General features: G+C 64.2%; 22 protein-coding genes. 9 read left to right on the top strand and 13 right to left on the bottom strand.

Features of this window, described 5'->3' with window-relative positions:
* Positions 1–172: 172 nt before the first annotated feature.
* From CN311_RS18070 to CN311_RS18055, 4 genes are all read right to left on the bottom strand, one after another.
* Positions 173–481, bottom strand: coding sequence for a UBP-type zinc finger domain-containing protein (locus CN311_RS18070; protein WP_097575105.1), 309 nt, complete (start codon positions 479–481; stop codon positions 173–175).
* A gap of 149 nt (positions 482–630) precedes the next feature.
* A complete protein-coding gene (locus tag CN311_RS18065) occupies positions 631–2274 on the bottom strand; it encodes an FAD-dependent oxidoreductase (protein ID WP_097575104.1) in 1644 nt (547 codons plus the stop codon).
* A 62-nt stretch (positions 2275–2336) separates the two neighbouring features.
* A complete protein-coding gene (locus CN311_RS18060) occupies positions 2337–3092 on the bottom strand; it encodes an IclR family transcriptional regulator domain-containing protein (RefSeq protein WP_097575113.1) in 756 nt (251 codons plus the stop codon).
* A 247-nt stretch (positions 3093–3339) separates the two neighbouring features.
* Positions 3340–4281, bottom strand: coding sequence for a dihydrodipicolinate synthase family protein (locus CN311_RS18055; RefSeq protein WP_165779743.1), 942 nt, complete (start codon positions 4279–4281; stop codon positions 3340–3342).
* Between the two features lie 217 nt (positions 4282–4498).
* Here CN311_RS18055 and CN311_RS18050 point away from each other — a divergent pair, with 217 nt between their 5' ends.
* Entirely contained in the window at positions 4499–5635 is a 1137-nt protein-coding gene (locus tag CN311_RS18050) for an NAD(P)/FAD-dependent oxidoreductase (RefSeq protein ID WP_097575102.1), read from the top strand.
* Between the two features lie 3 nt (positions 5636–5638).
* Here the strand turns inward: CN311_RS18050 and CN311_RS18045 are convergent, their stop codons facing one another.
* The 6 genes from CN311_RS18045 to CN311_RS18020 all read right to left on the bottom strand — a co-directional run bounded on the left by CN311_RS18045 (position 5639) and on the right by CN311_RS18020 (position 10492).
* Positions 5639–6376: an amino acid ABC transporter ATP-binding protein gene (locus CN311_RS18045; protein WP_097575101.1), complete on the bottom strand. Its 738-nt coding sequence runs from the start codon at positions 6374–6376 to the stop codon at positions 5639–5641.
* Complete coding sequence (locus tag CN311_RS18040; RefSeq protein WP_097575112.1) at positions 6288–7043, bottom strand: amino acid ABC transporter permease; 756 nt, start codon at positions 7041–7043, stop codon at positions 6288–6290. The genes CN311_RS18045 and CN311_RS18040 overlap by 89 nt, the downstream gene beginning before the upstream one ends.
* Positions 7043–7717, bottom strand: coding sequence for an amino acid ABC transporter permease (locus CN311_RS18035; RefSeq protein ID WP_097575100.1), 675 nt, complete (start codon positions 7715–7717; stop codon positions 7043–7045). Before CN311_RS18035 ends, CN311_RS18040 begins: the two co-directional genes overlap by 1 nt.
* 108 nt (positions 7718–7825) lie before the next feature.
* A complete protein-coding gene (locus CN311_RS18030; RefSeq protein WP_097575099.1) occupies positions 7826–8668 on the bottom strand; it encodes a transporter substrate-binding domain-containing protein in 843 nt (280 codons plus the stop codon).
* Between the two features lie 257 nt (positions 8669–8925).
* Positions 8926–9693 (bottom strand): SDR family NAD(P)-dependent oxidoreductase, encoded by a 768-nt coding sequence (locus CN311_RS18025; RefSeq protein ID WP_165779742.1) that lies wholly within the window; start codon positions 9691–9693, stop codon positions 8926–8928.
* A 40-nt stretch (positions 9694–9733) separates the two neighbouring features.
* Complete coding sequence (locus CN311_RS18020) at positions 9734–10492, bottom strand: SDR family NAD(P)-dependent oxidoreductase (RefSeq protein ID WP_165779741.1); 759 nt, start codon at positions 10490–10492, stop codon at positions 9734–9736.
* Between the two features lie 147 nt (positions 10493–10639).
* Here CN311_RS18020 and CN311_RS18015 point away from each other — a divergent pair, with 147 nt between their 5' ends.
* From CN311_RS18015 to CN311_RS17990, 6 genes are all read left to right on the top strand, one after another.
* The gene (locus CN311_RS18015; protein ID WP_097575097.1) at positions 10640–11608 is read left to right on the top strand and encodes a 3-hydroxyacyl-CoA dehydrogenase; all 969 of its coding nucleotides are present in this window, start codon (positions 10640–10642) and stop codon (positions 11606–11608) included.
* Positions 11605–13296, top strand: a complete 1692-nt coding sequence (locus CN311_RS18010) for a 2Fe-2S iron-sulfur cluster-binding protein (RefSeq protein ID WP_097575096.1) — start codon at positions 11605–11607, stop codon at positions 13294–13296. Before CN311_RS18015 ends, CN311_RS18010 begins: the two co-directional genes overlap by 4 nt.
* Positions 13297–13302: 6 nt before the next feature.
* The gene (locus CN311_RS18005; RefSeq protein WP_097575095.1) at positions 13303–14463 is read left to right on the top strand and encodes an NAD(P)/FAD-dependent oxidoreductase; all 1161 of its coding nucleotides are present in this window, start codon (positions 13303–13305) and stop codon (positions 14461–14463) included.
* Positions 14464–14541: 78 nt separating this feature from the next.
* The gene (locus tag CN311_RS18000; RefSeq protein ID WP_097575094.1) at positions 14542–15189 is read left to right on the top strand and encodes a TetR/AcrR family transcriptional regulator; all 648 of its coding nucleotides are present in this window, start codon (positions 14542–14544) and stop codon (positions 15187–15189) included.
* Positions 15173–15709, top strand: coding sequence for a GFA family protein (locus CN311_RS17995; protein WP_097575093.1), 537 nt, complete (start codon positions 15173–15175; stop codon positions 15707–15709). The genes CN311_RS18000 and CN311_RS17995 overlap by 17 nt, the downstream gene beginning before the upstream one ends.
* Complete coding sequence (locus CN311_RS17990; RefSeq protein WP_097575092.1) at positions 15702–16004, top strand: DUF6958 family protein; 303 nt, start codon at positions 15702–15704, stop codon at positions 16002–16004. The genes CN311_RS17995 and CN311_RS17990 overlap by 8 nt, the downstream gene beginning before the upstream one ends.
* Positions 16005–16141: 137 nt before the next feature.
* On the opposite strand, the gene CN311_RS17985 is transcribed toward CN311_RS17990, so the two are convergent.
* Entirely contained in the window at positions 16142–16897 is a 756-nt protein-coding gene (locus CN311_RS17985; RefSeq protein WP_097575091.1) for an SDR family NAD(P)-dependent oxidoreductase, read from the bottom strand.
* 160 nt (positions 16898–17057) lie between these two features.
* On the opposite strand from CN311_RS17985, the gene CN311_RS17980 reads away from it, so the two are divergent.
* A complete protein-coding gene (locus tag CN311_RS17980; protein WP_097575090.1) occupies positions 17058–17672 on the top strand; it encodes a TetR/AcrR family transcriptional regulator in 615 nt (204 codons plus the stop codon).
* Positions 17673–17676: 4 nt separating this feature from the next.
* On the opposite strand, the gene CN311_RS17975 is transcribed toward CN311_RS17980, so the two are convergent.
* Together CN311_RS17975 and CN311_RS17970 are read right to left on the bottom strand one after the other, a co-directional pair.
* Positions 17677–18510 carry an IclR family transcriptional regulator domain-containing protein gene (locus tag CN311_RS17975; RefSeq protein ID WP_097575089.1) on the bottom strand — a complete coding sequence of 278 codons (834 nt, stop codon included), beginning with the start codon at positions 18508–18510 and terminating at the stop codon, positions 17677–17679.
* Positions 18510–19964 (bottom strand): NAD-dependent succinate-semialdehyde dehydrogenase, encoded by a 1455-nt coding sequence (locus CN311_RS17970; protein WP_097575110.1) that lies wholly within the window; start codon positions 19962–19964, stop codon positions 18510–18512. Before CN311_RS17970 ends, CN311_RS17975 begins: the two co-directional genes overlap by 1 nt.
* Before the next feature lie 341 nt (positions 19965–20305).
* On the opposite strand from CN311_RS17970, the gene CN311_RS17965 reads away from it, so the two are divergent.
* Positions 20306–21634, top strand: coding sequence for an ABC transporter substrate-binding protein (locus CN311_RS17965; RefSeq protein ID WP_165779744.1), 1329 nt, complete (start codon positions 20306–20308; stop codon positions 21632–21634).
* Positions 21635–21660: the final 26 nt, after the last annotated feature.

Below are 21660 nucleotides of genomic sequence, written 5' to 3'. Positions count from 1 at the left end.
TTATCAATTTTAGGATATGAACTCTACGCGCTGCAGCCTACATTAAAATGTGTCATAGTCAATAACTGATGTGTGAGCCATCTGTTTTGATGTCGACCGCCACGACGGTGACGTCCCGGGCTGGCGGCTGCTTGACGTCTCGCGCAAGAACAGACGGCGCAGACTGCACCCCTCAATAAAACCTTGGGATCGGGCCGTTCTGCGGGGTGGTGCGGTCGCCGAGGTCCAGAAAGACCTCGTCGATATAGCACCAGCCCCAGCCTTCCGGCGGGTCGTAGCCTTCGATGAGCGGATGGCGGGTGGCGTGGAAGTGTTTTGTGGCGTGGCGGTTGGGCGAGTCGTCGCAGCAGCCGACATGGCCGCAAGTGCGGCATAGCCGCAGATGCACCCATTGCGAACCGCTCTTCAGGCACTCCTCGCAGCCGAGCGCGCTCGGCGTCACATCCTTGATATCGCCTGCATGTCTGCATTCATCCGCCATCACAATCTCCTTACCGGTTCGGGTGCCGTGGTGCGTCGCGTGTGACACACGCAACGCGCTTTAAGTCTTTGTCTTATGCATCTCGTTGCCCTAAAACCGCTGCACACCCTCGGGTCAAGGCCTGAGGACATGCTTTTGGGCGACATGCATTAGCCTTGCGCCAGATATGCGTGCAGTGCCGCTACCACCTGGGCGCCTTCGCCAACGGCGGCCGCGACGCGTTTGACCGAGCCGGCGCGCACGTCGCCGATAGCGAACACGCCGCTGCGGCTGGTTTCCTGAAAGGCATGTGTCGGTCCTATATCCGGCCCGGTACGAACGAAGCCCCTGGCGTCCAGCGCCACGTTGCAGTTGGCGAGCCAGTCGGTGTTCGGGTCGGCGCCGATGAACAGGAAGAGATGGCGGATCGGGTGGGTCGTCGCCACGCCGCTTTCGCGGTCGCGCCAGCGCACTGTGGCAAGATTGCCCTCGTGGCTGTCCAGCGCCTCGATCTCCGTCCCGGTCAGCACCTCGATGTTGGGCTGCGCCCTGATGCGCTCGACCAGATAGCGCGACATGCTGGCATCCAGACTGCTGCCGCGCGCCAGCAGCCACACCTTGCCGACGTGGCTGGCCAGATAGACTGCCGCCTGGCCGGCCGAATTGCCGGCGCCGACCAGCGCCACTTCCTGCCCCGCGCACAGCCGCGCTTCGATGGGCGAGGCCCAATAATGCACGGACGTTCCCTCGAACTCAGCCAAATTGGCGATATCGAGGCGGCGATAGCGCGCGCCGCTGGCGATCACGACGGTGCGCGCCCGCACGGTCTCGCCATCGCCGACATCAAGCGTGTAACCGGTCATGCCGGCCGTACCATTCAGCAGCCTGGCCTCGTCGGGTATGACCATTTCGACGCCGAACTTCTGCGCCTGGTTGTAGGCGCGCGCCATCAGCGCCATTCCCGAAATGCCGGTCGGGAAGCCGAGATAGTTCTCGATGCGCGACGACGCGCCCGCCTGTCCGCCGAAGGCACGGCAGTCGAGCACGATCGTCGACAAGCCTTCGGACGCCGCATAGACCGAAGCCGCCAGCCCCGCCGGGCCGGCGCCGACAATGGCCACGTCGTAGAGCTTGCCGGCATCGATCGGCCGCAACAGGCCGATGCAGCGGGCGAGCTCGTTCTCGCCGGGATTGTGCAGGAGCTTGCCGTTCGGACAGAGCACGATCGGCAGGTGGTGGGGATCGACCTGGAAGCGCTCGACCAGGGTTCTGGCGCATGGATCAGTCTCGGCATCGAGCGCGCGGTAGGGCTGACCGCTGCGGGCCAGAAAACCCTGCAGCCGCAAGACGTCGCCACTGTCGAGAGCGCCAATGATGATCGGTCCGCTGGCGCCGCTTTCGAGCAGGCCGACACGGCGCAGGATCAGCGCCCGCATGATCCGCTCGCCGAGATTGGCCTCCTGCACCATCAGATCGCGCAACCTTTGCGAGGCGATAACGAACGCCTGCACCGGCTCGATCGCCTCCGCGTTGACCAGCGAGGGGCGGGCCGAAAGCTGCGCCAGTTCGCCGACGAAGCTGCCCGCCTCGTGGGTAACGATTATCTCGCGCCGGCCGAGGCCACTCTGCGTAATGTCCACCTTGCCCGACAGGACGACGATCAGGCCCGGCGCCACGTTGCCGGCTTTGACGATGAGCTCGCCCGCGGCGTAGGAACTGGCCTCCCCGAAACGGCGCATGCGCTCGATGTCGGCCTCACCAAGCGTGGGGAACATCTGATCGCGGCGGGCCGTGAAGGCTGTGGATTGAGACATGGTTTCGACCGTATCGCGGCGGTCGCGCAGTTTGAAGCGGTTTCTGATCGTCCCTGGCCCCGTCAGCCCAGCAGCTTCCTCAATTCGACCTGCAGGGCGAGCAGGCGGGGCAGCACGTCGCTGATCAACATCTCGGACGACATGCGCGAGGCCTGCACGCCGACATTGGCCGCGGCGACGACGCTGCCGCGGCTGTCGAAGATCGGCACCGCGATCGAGCGCAAGCCGATCTCGAGTTCCTCGTCCATCAGAGCATAGCCCTGGCTGCGGACGCGGCCGAGTTCCTTCATCAGCTCGCCGATCCCGGTCAGGGTCTTCGGCGTCAGCTTTTCGCGTTTGGTCGCCTCCAACCGGCGGCGGGCCTGGTCCTCGGGCAGCGCCGCCAGCAGGACGCGTCCCATCGAGGCGCAATAGGCCGGCAGGCGGCTGCCGACATTCAATCCGATGAGCATGACGCGCCGCTGCGCCGAACGGGCCACATAGACGATCTCGCTGGCGTCGAGAATGGACGCCGACGAGGATTCGTGGATCGCCTCGGAGAGCTGCTCGAGATAAGGCTGGATGATGCCGGGCAAGGGCGTCGAGGACAGATAGGCATAGCCCAGCTTGAGAACGCGCGGCGTCAGCCGGAAGAACTTGCCGTCGAACTCGGCATAGCCGCCATGGACGAGCGTCAAAAGGCAACGGCGCGCCGATGCCCGTTCGAGCCCGGTCAGACGGGCGACATCGGCAATGCTGAGCTTGTGCCGCTGCTGGTCGAAGGTCTCGATCACCGACAGACCCTTGACGAAGCCGGCGATCAGATCTCCATCACGGATGCGCAGTCCCGAATCCATACACCCTCCGCCACGTGCGACATCCGAACGTACATGCGCCTATCGCCCTTGGCCAGCAGAAGGTTCGATTTAAGACTTTTTGTGCGCCATGCGGACGGATTGGATCGAAGAGGCAGGCACGAAACGGCCCTCGCCTTGGCGATCAAGGCCAGGATGCCATTGCTGTGGAGGCGATCGCCGACCTGATCGTCCGCGACCGCTCCGAGGAGGCAAATGCCGATGGATATCGTCAGGCGGCCTTGGCCTGCAGCCGGTCCATCAGCACATCGAGTTCACCCATGATCGCCACCAGCTTTTCGCGCCGCGATACGCCTTCAGCGCCGAGCTCGGCAAATTTCGTCAGCGGCGCGCGCACGTCGCCGACGGGGTAGCCGGCCGCCGCAGCCAGGGCCTTGGAGTAGCATTGATGGCCATAGGTCGGATGGCCTTCGGCGATGATATGGTCCATCCTGTTGATCAGGGCCTGGATGGCCTGGGCATCCTCGAGGCGTCCGGCAACGAGGAAATCCCAGATGCGCGACGAGGCGCGCGGAATGTAGTTGCCATAGGGGTTCACATAGCCGACGGCGCCGAGGCGGTAACTCTCGACGATCCGCTCGCCGGCGAAGACGTTCATCACGCCTTCGGTCAGTTCGACGATGTCGAAGACGCGGCCGACATTCATGCTCGCTTCCTTGATATAGCGCACATTCTCGAAGGCCTTGGTCAACTTGGCCACGAGCTTGGCCGGCATATCGACATTCGTCGTTACCGGATTGTTGTAGAGCATGATCGGGATCGTCACCGCTTCCGAGATGGCCTTGTAGTAGTTGAAGATCTCGTCATGCGTGGGGGTATAATAATAGGGCGGGGCGATCATCAGCCCGTCGGCGCCGAGCGCCTCGGCCTCCTTGCTGTAGCGCACGGCGTTTGGCGTATAGGCATTCATCGTGCCGACCATGACCTGCATGCGACCGGCAACATGTTTGACGGTCGCCTCCACATAACGTTGGCGCTCGTCGTCGCTGACGGTCAGGAATTCCCCCGTCGTGCCAAGGATGATAACTCCTGGCACGCCACAGGCGATCTGCCAGTCGAGAAAACGCTTGAGCGCCGCTTCGTCGATGTCACCGCCATCCGGCGTAAAGGGCGTGACGGTGACGGTGTGACTGCCGCGGAACTGCTTGGCCATGAGGGTCTTCCGAATTGGGAGGTTGAGCTGGGACGCTGATGGTTGGTACGAAAATCGGTCGATGGGCATAGGCTGAACGCGGATGGCGGCACCTCGCCGGCGGTGCGTCCAATATCAGGCTCCACAGCAAAAGGTGCGTTCACACAGCGAACGATTGTTACTATAGCGAACGAATTAATGTAGGCAAGCAGTTCGTGATTTCTCTTGTGGGGCCTCTATGTCGGACGTGATCGTGATTGGCGGCGGGCTGACCGGATGCGCGACCGCCTATTACCTGGCCACCGATGGCGTGCCGGTCACCCTGGTCGAGCGCTCGGATCTCAACACGCTGGCTTCGGGGTCCAATGCCGGCAGCCTGCATGCGCAGATCCCGCATGATCCCTTCATCAACAAGGGCGAGGATTGGGCGCGCATTTTTTCGCCGACGATCGGCCTTTTGTCGCGTTCGATCGAAATGTGGCGCGACCTGCCGAGAGTTCTCGGCGTCGATCTCGAAGTGTCGCTGAAAGGCGGCCTCCTGGTTGCACCCAACGCGCAACAGATGCGGGACATCGAACGCAAGGTTGTGTTCGAACGCGAGCAGGGGCTCAAGATCGATCTCCTCGATCGCGCGGCATTGCACAGCCTTGCACCCTACCTGGCCGACCATATCGTCGGCGGCGCCTTTTGCTCCGACGAGGGCAAGGCCAATCCGTTCCTGGTTGCGCCTGCCTTTGCCACCGCCGCCGAGCGCGCCGGCGCGACGATCCTGCGCCACACCACTGTCGAGGCCATTGCGCGCGAGCGCGACGGCTTTGCGGTTGCGACAAACAAGGGCGTTCTCAAGGCGGCGCGCATCGTCGACGCAGCCGGCGCCGAAACCGCCGACATTGCGGCGATGCTCGGCATCGATCTCGCCGACGTCCAACGCTTTCCGATCCAGGTCAGCGCGACCGAACAGGTGGGCGCGCTGGTGCCGCATCTCGTCTACTTCACCGGCGAAAAGCTGACGCTGAAGCAGAATGGCGCCGGCACGATCCTCATCGGCGGCGGCTGGCCGGCGCGCTACGGGCGCCATGGCAACCCGGTCGCCGATCCGGATTCGCTGGCGCGCAATCTCGCAGTCGCAGTCCAGGTCGTGCCAGCGCTTGCCGACATCAGGATCGTGCGCACCTGGGCCGCGATCGTCAACGGCACGGACGACTGGAAGCCGATCCTGGGCGAGATCCCCGGAATGCCGGGTTTCTTCGTCAATTTCTTTCCCTGGATGGGCTTCACCGCCGGACCGATCGCGGCCCGGATCGTCGCCAGCCTGGTGCAAGGCGCGACGCCGCCGGTGGATGTCGATCTGAGGCCGTTCCTGCCCAAACAATAGGGTTCAATGACGAAGTATCTTGCCGACGAACTCCCTGGTGCGCGCTTCCTTCGGGCTGCCGAAGATCTCGACCGGCGAGCCGATCTCGACGATCTGCCCCTTGTCCATCATGACGACACGGGTCGAGACTTCGCGCACGAAGGCCATTTCGTGCGAGACGATGAGCATGGTGATGCCTTCGCTGGCCAGCGAGCGGATGGTGTCAAGCACTTCGGTGACCAGCTCGGGATCGAGCGCTGCGGTCACTTCATCGAGCAGCAGGATCTCGGGTTTCAGCGCGAGCGCCCGCGCGATCGCGACGCGTTGCTGCTGGCCGCCCGATAGCTCGTCGGGATAGGCATGATGCTTCTCGGCCAAGCCGACCTTCAGGAGAAGGGCAGTGGCTTCGCGCTCGACATCGGCCCTGGGGCGTTTCTTGATCTTGATCGGCGCGATGGTGACGTTGCGCAGCACGTCCATGTTCTGGAACAGATTATACTGCTGGAAGACGATCGCCATGCGGTCGCGCATGGCCCGCAACTGGGCCCGAGAGCGGTAGTCGATGCGTCCGCCATCGATGCGCACCTCGCCGGCCGTCGGCGGCAAAAGCCCCATCAGCACGCGCAGGAAGGTGCTCTTGCCGGAACCGGAGGGACCGATAAGGCTGATCACCTCACCCTTGTTCACCGACAGGTTCACTTTGGACAGGACCGGGACCCGTCCATACGCGCTGGATAGATTCTCTGCTTCGAGAAGTGGCAAGGCGGTTCTCCAGATAGGCGCCGAGGCGGCTCAGCGGATAGGACATCACGAAATAGCCGGCAAGGACGGTTCCGTAGACAAGAAAGGGCGAAAAGCCGCGCCCGACGAACATCTTGCCGGTGAAGGCAAGCTCGACGACGCCCATCTGCGAGACGAGCGCGGTGTCCTTGATGAACATCACCATGAAGGCGAAGCCGGGCGGCAGGATCACCTTCCACGCCTGCGGCAGGATGATGAGAAGCAGCGTGCGCATGAAACCGAAATTCATCGCTTCCGCCGCCTCGCGCTGCATTTTCGGCACGGACTCCATGCCGGCGCGGATGATCTCGGACATGAAGGCTGTCGACACCATGCAGATCGAGATCAGCGCGATGGCGAACAGCGATATGCCCCGGCTGACGGCCTGGATGCCGAACATGACGATGAACAGGATGACCAGGAAAGGGATGCGCCTGAAAATCTCGACATAGAGTGTGACGAGAAGGCGCAAGGGCAACAGGGCGCGCGCGCGCGTCGACCTTATGGCGGCGATGGCAAAGCCGAAGATGAAGCCGGTGACGCAACCGATGACGGTCAGGCCAAGCGTGCGTCCCATCGCCTGAAGCACGAAGATGGCGTTGTAATAGGTGAAGAAGTCGGGCGCTTCCTGGACGATCCGGTCCCACATCAGAAGATCCTCGCCCGAACGCGGAAGGCCCAGCGTCCGACCAGTGCCAGCGCGATAGAGGCGATGAAGGTCAGCGCGATATAGATCACCGCTATGACCGCAAAGGTCTCGATGGTGCGAAGGTTCTGGGTCGAGATGTTGATCGCCCGACCGGTCAGTTCCTCGACACCGAAGATAGCCGCCATGGAGCTGCCGAGCACCAGCCAGATGAAGAAATTGCTGAGCGGCGCGTAGATGGTCTTGGCGATGTGGGGCAGGATGACGAACCGCACCATCTGCGGGCCTGACATGCCCAGAACCTGCGCCGTCTCGATCTCCTCGCGGCGGACGGAGAGGATGCCGGCGCGCAGGATGTCGGTGAGATAGGCGCCGGAATTCAACGTCATGCCGATGACCACAGCCGTCATCGGCGTCAGAAGGACGCCGACATCGGGCAAGGCATAGAACAGGAAGAAGATCTGAACCAGGGCCGGCGTGTTGGTGAAGAACACGACATAGGCGTTGATCAGCCAGCGTATCGCACGGCCGCCATACATCTTGCCCAGCGCCCCGAAGAGGCCGATCACGGCGCCCAGCCAAAAGGACAGAAACGCCACTTCGAGCGTCAGCAATGCCCCGCCAAGCAGATAGGGCAGCTGAGCGAAGACGACGCCGAATTGGAATGTGTAATTCAACTGCCGCGGCCTCCATCTCTCTCGGGGTATTCCACGCTGCCGCGCAGGCCGCCGCGCAACGCCTCTACCCGGCTCACTTTATCAAAAGAGTGAGCCGGGTGTCTGCTTTCAGAAGTACGGGTTGGCAACGATCGGCTTCAGCATCGGCTGGCCATACCATTTCTGCCAGGTGTCGTTGACGTAGTTGCTGGAGTGAAGGTCGTAGAGCAAGACATTGAGGAACTGCCGCAGGCCGTCATTGCCTTTCGACACGCCGATCGCATCGTAATTGACGAAGATCGTGTCGTTGAGCGTGCGCCATTTGATATCGGGATAGCTTTTGGTGAAGGCGAGGAAGAAGTCGACATTCTCGATGAGCGCATCGCCTCGCCCTTGGGCAATGGCGCGGACGGTGTCGGCATTGGTCTCGACAAGCAGGACCTTGGCGTTGGGAAGCTTCTCTTTCAGGAAGTCGACCGACCAGTTGCCGCGCATGTTGACGAGCGTGAACTGGTCGCTGTTGAAGTCGGTCCACTTCTCGGCCTTGTTCTTGTCGGTGGTGAGCACCGCCATCGATTCCGTGTGCAGCGGCACGGTGAAATCGATCAGCTTGGCGCGTTCGGCCGAGCGGGTGAGCGCGCCGAGCGAAATGTCGATCTGGTCGGCCACGAGATACGGAACGCGCTGCGCCGTCTCCGTCGGCACGAACTCGGCCTTCACGCCGAGCGCGGTGGCGATCTTGTTGCCGACATCGATGTCGAAGCCTTCGAATTCGTTGGTCTTGCCGTACGAACTCATCGGCGGGAAATTCGGATTGACGCCGATGCGGATGGTGCCGGCCTGAATGATCTGGTCGAGCGTACGGGCGTCCGCAGTCTGGGCCAGCATGACGCCGCCGATCAGCGCCGCGGAAGCGATGGAAAGAAGTTTGCGCAGCATGAAATCGTCCTCTTCCGCCGGCGTCGCCGGCATATGGTTTCCCTCTGACAGGCCGCCTGGCGCTGATGCGCTTCTGTCTCCAGCCTTCGATCCACATGCTGGCAAAACACGTGCTTCCGGTCAACAGAAATGTACGTTATACGAACGTTTGTGCGCAAATAGCACGTTTTGAGGACAGGCGTGCGGCGGCGTTCGCCGCAGCAACACGGTGAAAAAGGTTTCTGGATCAATGCGGCGAAGCGCAGGAAGTCGCTATTTGCAGACCGGTCTCACCTCAATCTCAGCACATCCTAACGGATGTAGGTCGCGCCATTGACGTCGAGCGTGGCGCCGGACAGGTGCCGCGACTTGCCGGTGGCGAGGAAGGCGACGAGATGGCCGATGTCGTCGGGCGGCACCCATTCGCCCATGGCAAGGCCGGCAAAGACCTTCTCCGTGCCCCCCTGAGTTGCCGCGAACGCCTCTGACATCTGCGTGCCGACCACGCCGGGGGCGATGATGTAGGTGAGGATGTTGTCGCGGGCATGCGCCCGGGCAATTGTCTGGGCCATCGCCTTCACCGCCGCCTTGGAGGCGGCGTAGGCCATCGTTGCCGGATTGGTCACACCGCGCTGCGCGCCCCAGCTCGAAATGGTGACGAGGATGCCGCCGCCGCTGGCGAGATAGTGCTTGACCGCCCGGCGCACGAGGCGGGCCGGCGCCAGCACGTTGACCTGCAAGGTCTCGGCCCAGACCGCGTCCCAGGTTTCGTCGTCTTCATCGACGCCGCCGTTCCAACGCATGATGGCGGCATTGTTGACGAAGACGTCGATACGGCCGCGCCAGGCCTGCGCCTCGTCCCACAATCTCTCGGCGGCATCGAGGTCGTGAAGATCGGCCTGGACGAAGCGCTTTCGCTCGGCGGGCACCGTGGCCAGGGCAGCCTCGGCGCCGGGGAGATCGGAGCCATAATGGGCGATGACAAAGGCGCCGGCCTCGCCGGCGATGCGGGCGATGGACGCCCCGATGCCCTTGGAGGCGCCTGTGACGAGAATGGTCTTGCCATCGAGATCCGGCATGAGGGGCTCCAGCTCCAGGGACGCAATGGTCCAGATTGGGTCAGGCGAGGCCGGCATCGACGGGAAGCAGTTCCCCGCTGATGCCGCTGGCCAGGTCGCTTGCCAGGAAAAGTGCTGCCTTGGCGACTTCGTCTGAAGTCGCCAGCCGCGCCAGCGCATTGTCGGCGGCAAGTGCCGCCAAAGCCTCCTGCTCCGGCGGGCCGCCATTTCGCGCCCGCGTGCGGATTCGCTCGAGCAAGGCGTCCGTCGCGATCGGACCGGGCGCGATGCCGTTGACCCTGATGCCGAACCGGCCGAGGTCGCGCGCCGCCGCCCGGATGATGCCGAGCACGGCGTGCTTGGAGGCGGTGTAGAGCATCTGCCGGGGATGAGCGAGGTAGGCGTTGATGGAAGCCATGACGATGATGGCGCCGCCGCTCGCCTTCATCGCCGGCGTGGCGTGCTTGATCGTGGCGGCGACACCGCGCACATTGACCGCCATGACGCGGTCCCATTCGGCCATGTCGAGGCCTTCCGTTTCCCGCCAGGGCGGGACGAGGCCGGCATTGGCAACGACGACATCGAGGCGGCCGTGTTCGCGCAGAGCCGCTTGCATGGCCGCTGCAATCGTCGTCTCGTCGCCGACATCGACGGCGGTGGCGCTGAAGCCGGCAGGCATTCGCGCGCCCGCGCTGGTTTGCGCAAGATCGAGCGCATGGCCGACTGCCCCTTCGGCGGCGAAGCGCTCGGCGATGGCGAGGCCGAGACCGCGCGATCCGCCGGTGATCAAGGCAATACGGCCGTCGAGGAGTGGAGACATGGCTTCCCGTCGCTTGGTTGTAGAACTCGCAGCCCAACGGCTTGCGGAATATTCGGGGCAGTGTAAATCTGTGTACACAAGTTCGCAATGCGAACGCAACGATTGCTCCGCCCTCCCGTCGCTTTTCATAGTCCCACGGTTTACTTGATGACAGCACCCGCTTCCGATTCCGCGCCTCAGAGGACATCCGTCGCGGTTATCGGCGGCGGCAGCATCGGTGTCGCCTTTGCCATCGTCTTCGCCCGCGCCGGGCATGTGGTGCGCCTCAACGAGCCCGACGCGACAAGACGCCAGTCCATCGCGCAGATCCTGCAGGCAAGGCTTGATGATCTCAGCAGCTACGGCCTGCTTGACGAGCCGGCCGACGCCATCCTGAGCCGGATCGCCATTGTCGCCAGCCTTTCCGACGCTGTCGCGGACGCCGCCTATGTGCAGGAATGCGCGCCAGAACAGCTTGCCCTGAAGCAGACGCTGTTTGCCGAACTCGACCGGCTGGCGCCGGCGGAAGCCGTGCTGGCCAGCGCTTCTTCCGCGATCACCGCCTCGGCCTACGCCGCCGACCTGCCGGGCCGGGCGCGGATGCTGGTCGTTCATCCCGGCAATCCGCCTTTCCTCATTCCGGTCGCGGAGGTCGTGCCCGCTCCCTTCACCAGCGAGGCGACCATTGCGTTTACACAAGAACTTCTTGCCGGCGCCGGCCTGACGCCGGTTCTCGTGCGCAAGGAGGTCGAGGGTTTCGTGTTCAACCGTCTTCAGGGCGCCTTGCTGCGCGAGGCCTATTGCCTGGTGCGCGACGGTGTCGTTTCCGTCGAGGACGTCGATCGCATCGTGCGCGACGGGCTCGGCCTGCGCTGGTCGGTGATCGGGCCGTTCGAGACGGTCGACCTCAACACGCAGGGCGGCATTGCCTCGCATGCGCAGAAGATGGGACCGGCCTATCAGCGCATGGGCGCGGAGCGAGGGCAGAACGACCCGTGGACGCCGGATCTGGTCGAAAAGGTCGCCGCGCAGCGCCGGACGCTGTTGCCGCTGGACCGATGGGCCGAGCGCGTCGCCTGGCGGGACCGCCGCCTCATGAGCATTGTTCGCCACCGCAAGACCGAGCTTGAAGCATGACCGGCACCATCACCATCGATTTCGAAGGCGCTCGCGTGGAGGCCCGCCCGGGTGAAAGCCTGGCGGCAGCCCTCACCGCCCATGGCGTCAACGTTTTTCGCACGACGCGGTGCGCGGCGGAACGCGGCCTGTTCTGCGGCATGGGCGTCTGCCAGGATTGCCTTGTCGAGATCGACGGCAAACCCAACCAGCGCGCCTGCATGACCAAGGTCGACCGGCCGCTCACCGTTCGCCGCGAGGCCCATGCCCGTCCGCTGACGCCAGCCGGACAGGGCCATCCGCCCGTCACCATCGGGGATGTCGAGGTCAGCACGCCCGAGCTGCTCGTCATCGGCGCCGGACCGGGCGGTCTTTCCGCCGCGATTGCCGCCCGGAAGGCGGGAGCCGAGGTTCTTGTCGTCGACGAACGCAGCCAGGCCGGCGGCCAGTATTTCAAGCAATTGAGCGTCGGCGCCGAGGGGGTATCCGCGCCCGACGCGCAGCATCGCGAGGGGGCGGCGCTGATCGAAACGGCTGTCGGGCTCGGTGTCGAAATCAAGTCCGGCGTCATGGTGTGGGGCGCCTTCGAGCCCAACGAATATGCGGCGACCGTCGAAGGACGGATGCTGCGCCTGCTGCCCAAGGCGGCGATCGTCGCCACCGGCGCCTATGAACGGGGGTGGCCGGTGCCGGGCTGGACGCTGCCGGGCGTGATGACCACGGGTGCTGCGCAGACCTTGTGGCGAACGGCGCGCCGCCTGCCGGGCAAGACCGTGCTCATCGCCGGCAACGGGCCCCTCAATCTTCAGCTTGCAGCCGAGCTTATCGAAGGTGGCGCCAGGGTCGTGGCTGTGGTGGAAGCGGCGCAACGGCCGAGTGTCGCCAAGGTGGGTGCGCTGGCCAGCATGGCGCTGGCATCGCCGGCGCTGATCCGCGATGGCCTGCGCTATCACGCCATCCGGCGCTCCGGCGGTGCGGCGATGCTCTACGGCACCATCGTCGCCGGGGTCGAAAAGACGGCGACAGGCCTCAGCGTAAAACTTCAGCCGGCCGCGGGCCGTGGCGAGGAGGTGCGCCATGAGGTCGACGCGCTCTGCCTCGGCTATGGCTTCGAGCCGTCTAACGAACTGTTGCGGGCGCTGGGCTGCGGGCATGATTTCGATCCGGTCCGGCGCCAATTGGTGACGCGCCGCGACGCGGACGGATTGACGGATGTGGCCGGTGTCTACGCGCTGGGCGACTGCACCGGCCTTGGCGGCGCGCGGGCAGCACTTGCCGATGGCGTGCTGGTCGGAATTGCCGCGGCACGCGCGCTGGGACACCCGCTGTCCGCCGGCCTCGATGCCGAGGCGCGGCGCGCCCGATCCGATCTGGCAAGGCACAGGCGCTTCCAGCAGGCGCTGTGGACGCTTTACGCGGCGCCCGCCTATTCGGCGACGCTGGCGACGCCGGAAACGCTGCTCTGCCGCTGCGAGGAGGTCACTTTCGGCCAGATCGAGGAGGCGTTAGCCGAGGAGATGCAGCTCATAGGCGCGGTGAAGCGGCGCACGCGCGTCGGCATGGGGCGCTGCCAGGGGCGCTATTGCGCGCCGGTGCTCGATGCCTTGCTTGCCGAACGCTTCGGCCGCGCCCGCGATGAGTTCACCGGTTTTGCGCCGCGCGTGCCGGTGAAGCCGGTGGCGATCGAAGACCTGGCGCGTCTGGGCTGACCGAAAATGACTGGCGCCGCGCACCCCCTCGTCGGCGACATCGATGTTGCAGTGATCGGCGGCGGCATCGTCGGATCATGCCTTGCAGGCTTTCTGGCCGAGGACGGTGTCGGCGTCGCCTTGATCGATGACGGGCGCATCGGCGGCTCGAACGCCAATGCCGGCAGTCTTCATGTCCAGATGCAGAGCCGCTTCATGCGCCTCTACCCCCAGAACGTGCCGGGCATGGAGCGCCAGCTTCCGCTCTATCCCAAGGCGGTTGCCTTCTGGCAGGCCATGCAGGCGCGGCTCGGGGCGGATTTCGACCTGAAGATGACCGGCGGCCTGATGGTCGCGGAGAGCCGCGACCAGCTTGATTTCCTCAAGCTCAAGGCCAGGCGCGAGCGCGAACTGGGGCTTGATGTCGATGTTCTCGATCGTGCGGAACTCGATCGCATCGCGCCCTATTTCGGGCCTGCTGTGGTCGGCGCCGAGATCTGCGCCAATGAGGGCAAGCTCAATCCGCTGCTCGCCAACGCCGCGATCCGTCGATGGATCATCGAAAAGGGCGTGGTGCTGATCGAGGGCGAGAGCGCCGGGCCGGTCAGGCGCGAGCAGCAGCGCTTCATCATCGAGACGGGAAATGGCCGGATCAAAGCCGGCCGCGCGGTGCTGGCGGCCGCTTCCGGCAGCAAGGCGCTGGCGGCGGGACTCGGCGTTGCGATCCCGGCGGAACCCGAACCGCTGCACATGAATATTACCGAGGCAGCGGCGCCGCTGATCGGGCATCTCATCCAACATGCCGACCGGATGATCACGCTCAAGCAGTTCGGTACCGGCCAGATCGTCATCGGCGGCGGCTGGCCGGCCCAGCTTGCCGGCGAGCGGCGGCATCCGACCGTCGAACTCGCCAGCATGGTCGCCAATGCGGCGCTGGCCCAGCATATCGTGCCGCGGATCGCGCCGCTCAGGATCATCCGCACCTGGGCCGGGATCAACACGTCCGTCGACGGCAAGGGCGTGCTCGGGCCGATCGGGCAGGTGCCGGGGCTGTTCGCGGCCATACCAGGCGATGCCGGCTACACGCTCGGCCCGCTTTCGGCCAGGCTTGTCGCCGACATGATGCTCGGGCGCCAGCCGAACGAGGACGTGTCACCCTTTTCTCCCGACCGTTTCGAGGCCGCCTGACCCAAGTGGTTCCGCCTGGCTGCAGAATGAGCCAGGCCAGCCTGTTGACACATACCGACTGTCTGGTATGTTGGTGACATGTCGAGACCAACCAAACAGTCCCCTGAACGCGGCGGCGCGCGAAGCCGGCTCCTCGAAGCAGCGCGCGATATCATCCGCGCGAAGGGCTTCGCCGCCACCTCGGTCGACGACCTCTGTGGCGCGGCCGCCGTCACCAAGGGGGCATTTTTTCATCACTTTGGCAGCAAGGAGGCTCTCGGCGTCGCCGCGGCCGAGTTCTGGGCCGAGACGACATCAGGTTTTTTCGCGGCCGCGCCGTATCACGAACCGGTCGATGCCCTCCAGCGCGTTCTCGCCTATGTGGCTTTCCGCAAGGCGATCATCATGGGTGATCTGGCCGAGTTTACCTGCCTGGTCGGAACCATGGCGCAGGAGGTCTACGCAAGTTCCCCCGACATTCGCGACGCCTGTGGCCGCAGCATATTCGGCCATACGGCGACACTTGAGGCCGACATCGCGACCGCGCGGCGGGAGCGCGGCATCGCCGGCGACTGGACAGCCGAAAGCCTCGCACGGCACACGCAAGCCGTCATCCAGGGCGGGTTCGTCCTGGCCAAGGCAGGAAACGATCCCGCGCTGGCGCGGGAAAGCCTCGACCATCTGGACCGATACATCCGGCACCTGTTTCACGTTACGGAGGAGGACGCAAATGAGCGGAACCACTGAGATCGGATGCGCCTGCGGACGGACACGCCTCGAGGTGCGGGGAGCACCGATTCTCGTGTCAGAATGTCTGTGCAACAGCTGCAGGGCCGCCGCCGGTCGTCTGGCGACGCTGCCTGGCGCCAGGAATATCCTCAAACCCTACGGCGCGACGCCTTGTGCGGAGTATCGCAAGGATCGGATCCGCATCCTGTCCGGCGCTGAATATCTGCACGAATTCCGGCTGTCCGCCGATGCTGGCTCGCGCCGTGTCGTCGCAACCTGCTGCAGCACGCCGGTCTTCCTGGAACTGAAGGGCGCGCACTGGCTGAGCGTCTATCTGCACCTCTGGCCGGACGGGACGCGGCCGAAAGCCGAGATGCGAACGATGACTGGCGACCTGGCCGATGCTTCCAATCTGCCGAAGGACATCCCCAATTTGAAAAGCCATACGGTGTCCTTCTACGCGAAGCTTCTGGGAGCGTGGCTGGCCATGGGACTGCGCAATCCGAAGATCGAAGTGGCGGGGAAGATCGATGCCTGACGACAAGATCGAAATCGAGAACGTCAACATTCCGGGACGGACCTATCGCGTCGATCGCGCGAAATACGGAGCGATGCGCGACGCGCTTCTGGCGGCCTTGCCGGGCGAGGCGCCGGGGCTGAAGCTGGCCGAAGCGAAAGAGGCGCTTCTGCCCCATCTTTCGGGCGACCTCTTTCCGCAAGGCAAGACGGCTGGATGGTGGCTGAAAGCCGTCCAGCTCGACCTCGAGGCAAAAGGCGTCATCAAACGCGCGCCGCGCAGGCCCGTTCATCTCTACAGGCGTGACCCGACCTGAAGTCGACGAGGCGCCGTGGGAGACCGCTTCCCTTGAGATCAAAGCCGGACAGAACCTGGTCGGCGATCAACTTTGCACCAACGTCCGGTCGTTGTATCCTTGATTGCCAGCTGAGAGTCCGATCTGGTTTTAGGCACTCAGATCTGGAAGCCGCCGGCCACGTCGATGACGCCACCGCCGATGTAGCCGGCGTCCGGACCTGCGAGGAAGCAAACGGTCGCCGCCACCTCTTCCAGGGTTGCGATCCGGCGGATTGCGTGAAGATCCATAATCGCCTCGGGCAACTTGTCGGCTACGGCCGACGCCATGTCGGTCGGCATAATGCCCGGCTGCACGACGGATACGGTAATGGCGCGCAGGCCGAGATCGCGCTGGACGCCCTTGGCGTACCCGGCGATCGCCGCCTTGGTGCCTGCATAGTCCGCCACGCCCGGGAACGGGACACGGCTGCCTAGGCCGGAGCCGATGAAGATGATCCGGCCGCCATCCGACAGCGCCGGCGCTGCCGCGCGCGTGGTCGCCACCGCGCCCATGACGTTGATCTGCCACTGGCGATCGAGATTGACCGTGTCGAGATCGGGATCGTCGACCGTCCTGCCCTGCACGGCGATCGCCGCATTGTTGACGAGGATATCGAGCCTGCCGAAGTGCGCCACCAAATTATCGACCAGCGGCTTGGCCGCGGCCGTGTCGGCCTGGTCGCTCTGGAACGCGAGAGCGCGGACGCCCTTCGCCTTCAGCTTCTCGACCACGGCTTGCGCCTTCTCGGCCGACGCGACGTAGCTGATCGCGACGTCCGCCCCCTGATCGGCAAGTGCCTCAGCAATAGCAGCGCCGAGCCCGCGCGAGCCGCCGGTCACGAGGGCAACCTTGCCCTTCAATATGTTCGACATGTGAATCCTTTCCATGCGCCATTGGAGCGCCGCCCGATCTTGGCGAGCCACAATGTCGGGTTAACGTAATGACTATTACGATAACGATTGGTATGAAATATGGACAGGGGCTGTCAAGTGGTTTAGTAATGGCCATTATGAAAAAGGCTGGGTTGCGCTGATGGGGCGCCATCGCGAATTTGACGTGGAGAAAGCGCTCGACGCCGCGCTATGCGTCTTCTGGCGTAAAGGTTACGAGGGCGCTTCCTACGCTGACCTGACCGAGGCCGCCGGCGTGGAGAGGCCTGCCCTCTATTCCGCATTTGGCAACAAGGAAGCGCTCTTCCGCCGCGCCCTGGCTCGCTACTACGAGCGATATATGGACTTCATCCCGGAGGCGCTTCAGCTGCCGACAGCGCGGGAAGTTGCCGCGCACATCCTGTACAGTGCGGCCGCCCTCCATACACGTTACCCCGGCCATACCGGGTGTCTCGGTATCAACGGGGTGCTGGCGGGATCGGATGAAGCGGAACCTGTGCGACAAGCGTTGATAGATGCTCGCGCGGCTGGTGAGACGCAGCTTCGTGAACGCTTCGAACGGGCCAAGGCCGAGGGCGACTTGCCAGGGACCGCCAAACCTGATGCCCTTGCGGCATTCGTTATGGCTGTCTCGCACGGCATGGCGGTGCAGGCCAAAGCCGGCTTTAGCCGCGACAGGCTGGAGGCTGTTGCCGAGCAAGCGCTTTCGACGTGGCCTACAGGTAGTCGTTCGACGTTCTCGGGGACTTCATCCTAAGACCTTAGATCTGCAAGGCCCGGGTGATGTTGTTGGAGGCTTCCAGCGCTTCGGCCAGCACACGGGTGCGCATATCTTCGGGCGTTATGCGCATGCTTGGGCAGCAGACATTGAGGGCGGCGACGATCTTGCCCTGCCCGTCGCGGATCGGCACCGAAAGCGAGCGCAGCCCGACCTCCAGTTCCTGGTCGACGATCGACCAACCCTGGAGCCGGACCTCGTCGATCAGGCTGCGCAACTGGACCTTCGAGGTGATGGTGTTGGGCGTGAATTTCGTCAGCGTCATCTCGTCGAGATATTGATGCAGAAGGTCGGGCGGCAGCGCGGACAGCAGTACCCGGCCGGTCGACACGCAATGCGCCGGCACACGGCTGCCGATGTTGATGCCGACGCTGACGCGCTGGTTGGAGGTGGCGCGCGCCACATAGATCACCGAGTCATGGTCGAGCACGGCGGCAAAGCAGGATTCCTGCAGCCGCTCCGAAAGCGCGTTCATGATCGGCTGCGCCACGTCCCATATGTCCATAGAGGACAGCGCGGAAAAGCCGAGCTCGAGGATCTTCGGGCGCAGGTTGAAATGCTTGCCATTGGTCTCGACATAGCCTTCCCGCACCAGGGTCAGCAGAAACCTGCGGACGGTGGCGCGGGTCATGCCCGTCGCCTGCGCGACTTCGCTGAGCGTCATTTTGGGCGTGCGCCGCGAAAAGACCTTGATCACCTCGAGGCCGCGGGCCAGCGAGTTCACATGGTCGCGGTCGTTGAGGTCGGCAGGGGCGTCGGCAAAGCCGGCAGGTTCGTCCCGTGCCAGAAGATCGTCGTTCACGTCGGAGGCGCTCATCAGTTCATATCACCCAGACATAGATATTTAAGCTCGAGGAATTCTTCAATTCCGTGCCGGGATCCCTCGCGACCGATGCCCGACGCCTTGACGCCCCCGAAGGGCGCGCCCTCATATGCAGTAATTCCGGCGTTGATGCCAACAATACCGAATTCGAGCGCTTCACCCACACGCCAGGCGCGCGCCAGATCGCGCGTGAAGAAGTAGGCAGCAAGCCCGAATTCGGTATCGTTTGCCAGAGCTATTACTTCCTTTTCCTCAGCAAAGTGGAAGATCGGCGCGACCGGACCGAATGTTTCTTCACGCGAGATACGCATTTGCGGCGTTGCGTCGGCGAGAATTGTCGGCTCGTAGAAATTGCCGCCGAGCCGGTGACGCTTGCCGCCGGTGACGATACGGGCGCCCTTGGCGAGAGCATCCGCGACATGGTCCTCGACCTTGGCGACGGCCGCGTCGTCGATCAGCGGGCCCTGCTCGATGCCTTGCTCCATGCCGTCGCCGATCCTGAGGGCGGCGACCACCTCGGCGAAACGTTCGACAAAGGCGTCATAGATGCCGTCCTGGACATAGATCCGGTTGGCGCAGACGCAGGTCTGGCCGGCATTGCGGAATTTCGAGGCGAGCGCCCCCTGCACCGCCGTCTCCAGCGAGGCGTCGTCGAACACGATCAGCGGCGCGTTGCCGCCCAGTTCCAGCGAGACCTTCTTGATGGTTCCGGCGGCCTTGGCCATCAATTCGCGGCCGACTTCGGTGGAACCGGTGAAGGTTATCTTGCGCACGATGGGGCTGGTGACGAGTTCCTCGCCGACGACCGAGGCGGCACCGGTGACGACGCTGAAGACACCGGCCGGCAGCCCGGCCCGCTCGGCCAGCACGGCCAGCGCAAGCGCGGAGAACGGCGTGGCGCTTGCCGGCTTCAGCACCATGGTGCAGCCGGCGGCGATGGCAGGTCCGGCCTTGCGCGGGATCATGGCCATCGGGAAATTCCACGGCGTGATCGCCGCGCAGACGCCGATCGGCTGGCGGATGGCCATCATGCGCTTGTCGGCGGTGGGAGCCGGAAAGACCTCTCCGGCGACGCGCTTGGCCTCCTCGGCGAACCATTCGAAGAAGGCGGCGCCATAGAGGATCTCGCCGCGCGCCTCGAGGAAGGGCTTGCCCTGTTCGGCGGTGAGGATGCGCGCCAGATCGTCGGCATTGGCGACGATCAGGTCATACCAGCGGCGCAGAACGGCGGCGCGCTCCTTGGCGGGGCGGGCGGACCAGGCCGGCAATGCTGCCTGCGCGGCAACGATGGCCGCTCTCGTCGCCTCGCGGCTTGCCTTGGGCACCGAGCCAACCGCCGCGCCAGTCGCGGGATTGGTCACGAGGATCGAGCCCTCGCCTTCCGTCTCCCAGCGGCCGTTGGTGAAATAGGCCTGACGAAGAAGCGACGGATCCTGAAGTGCATGCATGTCCATTTCCTTGGCGGGTGCGAAACGCCGGGCACGGTATCTCGCGAAATTTTGTTTGTCACCGTTTGCGAACAAATGTTCGCAAGATTCATCGACTTGCCCCAGCAGGCTGTCTCGCTCCGATCACAGCCTGAGCGACGGGCAGGAAGGAAGCGTGCGCTCAAATGACGATGATGCCCGATTTTTCCAGTTTTCCGCTTGCCAAGTTTGGAAAACGAGTGTCACAATAGCGGACATGCGTGCGCATAGCGAATGAAATGACCGCGCTCCAACAAGAGGGGAATACAATGGATTCGAACAGTATCGGGGATTCGAACAGTATCTGGCTCCGCAAAACGCTCATGTCCGGCATTTCACGCCGCTCGGTTCTCCAGGGCCTTGGCACGGCGGGTCTGGCGGCGGGCTTGTCGCTGCCGCTGACCGGCCGCGCCCGAGCCGCCGATCCGGTCACGCTGCGCTGGTGGTCGCCGCAAGCTTCGCCGGACCAGCTCAAAATGTACCAGACCCAGATCGCCACATTCGAGGCCGCCCATCCCGGCGTGAAGATCGCCTTCGAACCGACCTCGGACGAGGGCTATCCGGCCCAGCTCGCGGCGGCTTTCGCTTCCAAGCAGCTGCCCAACATCGTCACGCACCTGCCCTCCTTCGCGGCGCAAAACTATTACGGACAGGGGCTGCTCGAGCCGATGGACGACGTCATCAAGGCGATCGGCGAGGACAAGTATTTCCCGGGCGCCAACGACGTCTACAAGACCGCCGACGGCCATTATTGCGGCACGGCGATCGGCAACACGGCCGCCGACATGCTGTGGCTGCGCAAGGACCTGATGCAGAAGGCTGGCGTCGACAAGGCGCCGACGACCTGGGACGAGTTGCGCACCGCCTGCCAGAAGATGCAGGGCGGCGGCATTTTCGGAGCGCCGCTGCCCTACGGCCTCAACTCGATGACCTCGCTGATCTTCATCGGCTTCATCCACCGTGCCGGCGGGCAGATCTTCTCGCCCGATCTTGCCGTGGCGATCGACAGCCAGCCGACCTATGACGCGCTCGAATTCTACAAGTCGATGCGCGAATTCTGCCCGCCGGGCGCCACCAACTACAGCTGGGGCGAAAGCCTGACCGCCTTCGTCTCGGGCGCCACGGCGACAGGCATTTATGCCGGGCGCGTGCTGGCCAACGTCACCAGCCAGAACCCCGCTATCGCCGACAGCGTCACCTGCGTGACCTATCCGACGATCTCCAAGGATGTGGCGAGCTGGACCTTCAACGACTTCCCCTCGGTGTTCATCCCCAAGGATATCGCCAACATGGGCGAGACCAAGGCCTTCGCGGCCTTCCTGTTTGAGCCGAAGGGCTACATACCGCAGCTTTTGGCGGCGCCGGGCCATGTGCTGCCGGTGCTCAAGACCATCGCCGAGGATCCCACCTACCTCGCCGATCCGATCATCCAGAAATACAAGGCCGAGGTGACCCTGATGGCAGGCGCGGCCGCGGCCGGCAAGAATCTCGGCTACGAGACCGACAAGCACAAGCCCAACCTCAAGGCGAACGAGATCATCGCCTCCAACGTCATCGCCGAGCTGGTGCAGCGCGTCGTCCTCAACGGCGAGGAGGCCAAGGCGACCGTCGGCGATATCGCCAAGAAGCTCGAAGGCCTGATGAAGGCCTGATCCCCGACGAACCTGCCGGCGGGTGG

The organism is Mesorhizobium sanjuanii (genome assembly GCF_002529485.1).
In the GTDB taxonomy this organism is placed as follows: domain Bacteria; phylum Pseudomonadota; class Alphaproteobacteria; order Rhizobiales; family Rhizobiaceae; genus Mesorhizobium; species Mesorhizobium sanjuanii.
This window is presented reverse-complemented; position numbering and strand designations above follow the sequence as displayed.

Coding starts and splice junctions, on each gene's coding strand:
- CN311_RS18070 (WP_097575105.1), bottom strand. CDS start 481: ATGGCGGATGAATGCAGACATGCAGGCGATATCAAGGATGTGACGCCG.
- CN311_RS18065 (WP_097575104.1), bottom strand. CDS start 2,274: ATGTCTCAATCCACAGCCTTCACGGCCCGCCGCGATCAGATGTTCCCC.
- CN311_RS18055 (WP_165779743.1), bottom strand. CDS start 4,281: ATGGCCAAGCAGTTCCGCGGCAGTCACACCGTCACCGTCACGCCCTTT.
- CN311_RS18050 (WP_097575102.1), top strand. CDS start 4,499: ATGTCGGACGTGATCGTGATTGGCGGCGGGCTGACCGGATGCGCGACC.
- CN311_RS18040 (WP_097575112.1), bottom strand. CDS start 7,043: ATGTGGGACCGGATCGTCCAGGAAGCGCCCGACTTCTTCACCTATTAC.
- CN311_RS18030 (WP_097575099.1), bottom strand. CDS start 8,668: ATGCCGGCGACGCCGGCGGAAGAGGACGATTTCATGCTGCGCAAACTT.
- CN311_RS18025 (WP_165779742.1), bottom strand. CDS start 9,693: ATGCCGGATCTCGATGGCAAGACCATTCTCGTCACAGGCGCCTCCAAG.
- CN311_RS18020 (WP_165779741.1), bottom strand. CDS start 10,492: ATGTCTCCACTCCTCGACGGCCGTATTGCCTTGATCACCGGCGGATCG.
- CN311_RS18015 (WP_097575097.1), top strand. CDS start 10,640: ATGACAGCACCCGCTTCCGATTCCGCGCCTCAGAGGACATCCGTCGCG.
- CN311_RS18010 (WP_097575096.1), top strand. CDS start 11,605: ATGACCGGCACCATCACCATCGATTTCGAAGGCGCTCGCGTGGAGGCC.
- CN311_RS18005 (WP_097575095.1), top strand. CDS start 13,303: ATGACTGGCGCCGCGCACCCCCTCGTCGGCGACATCGATGTTGCAGTG.
- CN311_RS18000 (WP_097575094.1), top strand. CDS start 14,542: ATGTCGAGACCAACCAAACAGTCCCCTGAACGCGGCGGCGCGCGAAGC.
- CN311_RS17995 (WP_097575093.1), top strand. CDS start 15,173: ATGAGCGGAACCACTGAGATCGGATGCGCCTGCGGACGGACACGCCTC.
- CN311_RS17990 (WP_097575092.1), top strand. CDS start 15,702: ATGCCTGACGACAAGATCGAAATCGAGAACGTCAACATTCCGGGACGG.
- CN311_RS17985 (WP_097575091.1), bottom strand. CDS start 16,897: ATGTCGAACATATTGAAGGGCAAGGTTGCCCTCGTGACCGGCGGCTCG.
- CN311_RS17980 (WP_097575090.1), top strand. CDS start 17,058: ATGGGGCGCCATCGCGAATTTGACGTGGAGAAAGCGCTCGACGCCGCG.
- CN311_RS17975 (WP_097575089.1), bottom strand. CDS start 18,510: ATGAGCGCCTCCGACGTGAACGACGATCTTCTGGCACGGGACGAACCT.
- CN311_RS17970 (WP_097575110.1), bottom strand. CDS start 19,964: ATGCATGCACTTCAGGATCCGTCGCTTCTTCGTCAGGCCTATTTCACC.
- CN311_RS17965 (WP_165779744.1), top strand. CDS start 20,306: ATGTCCGGCATTTCACGCCGCTCGGTTCTCCAGGGCCTTGGCACGGCG.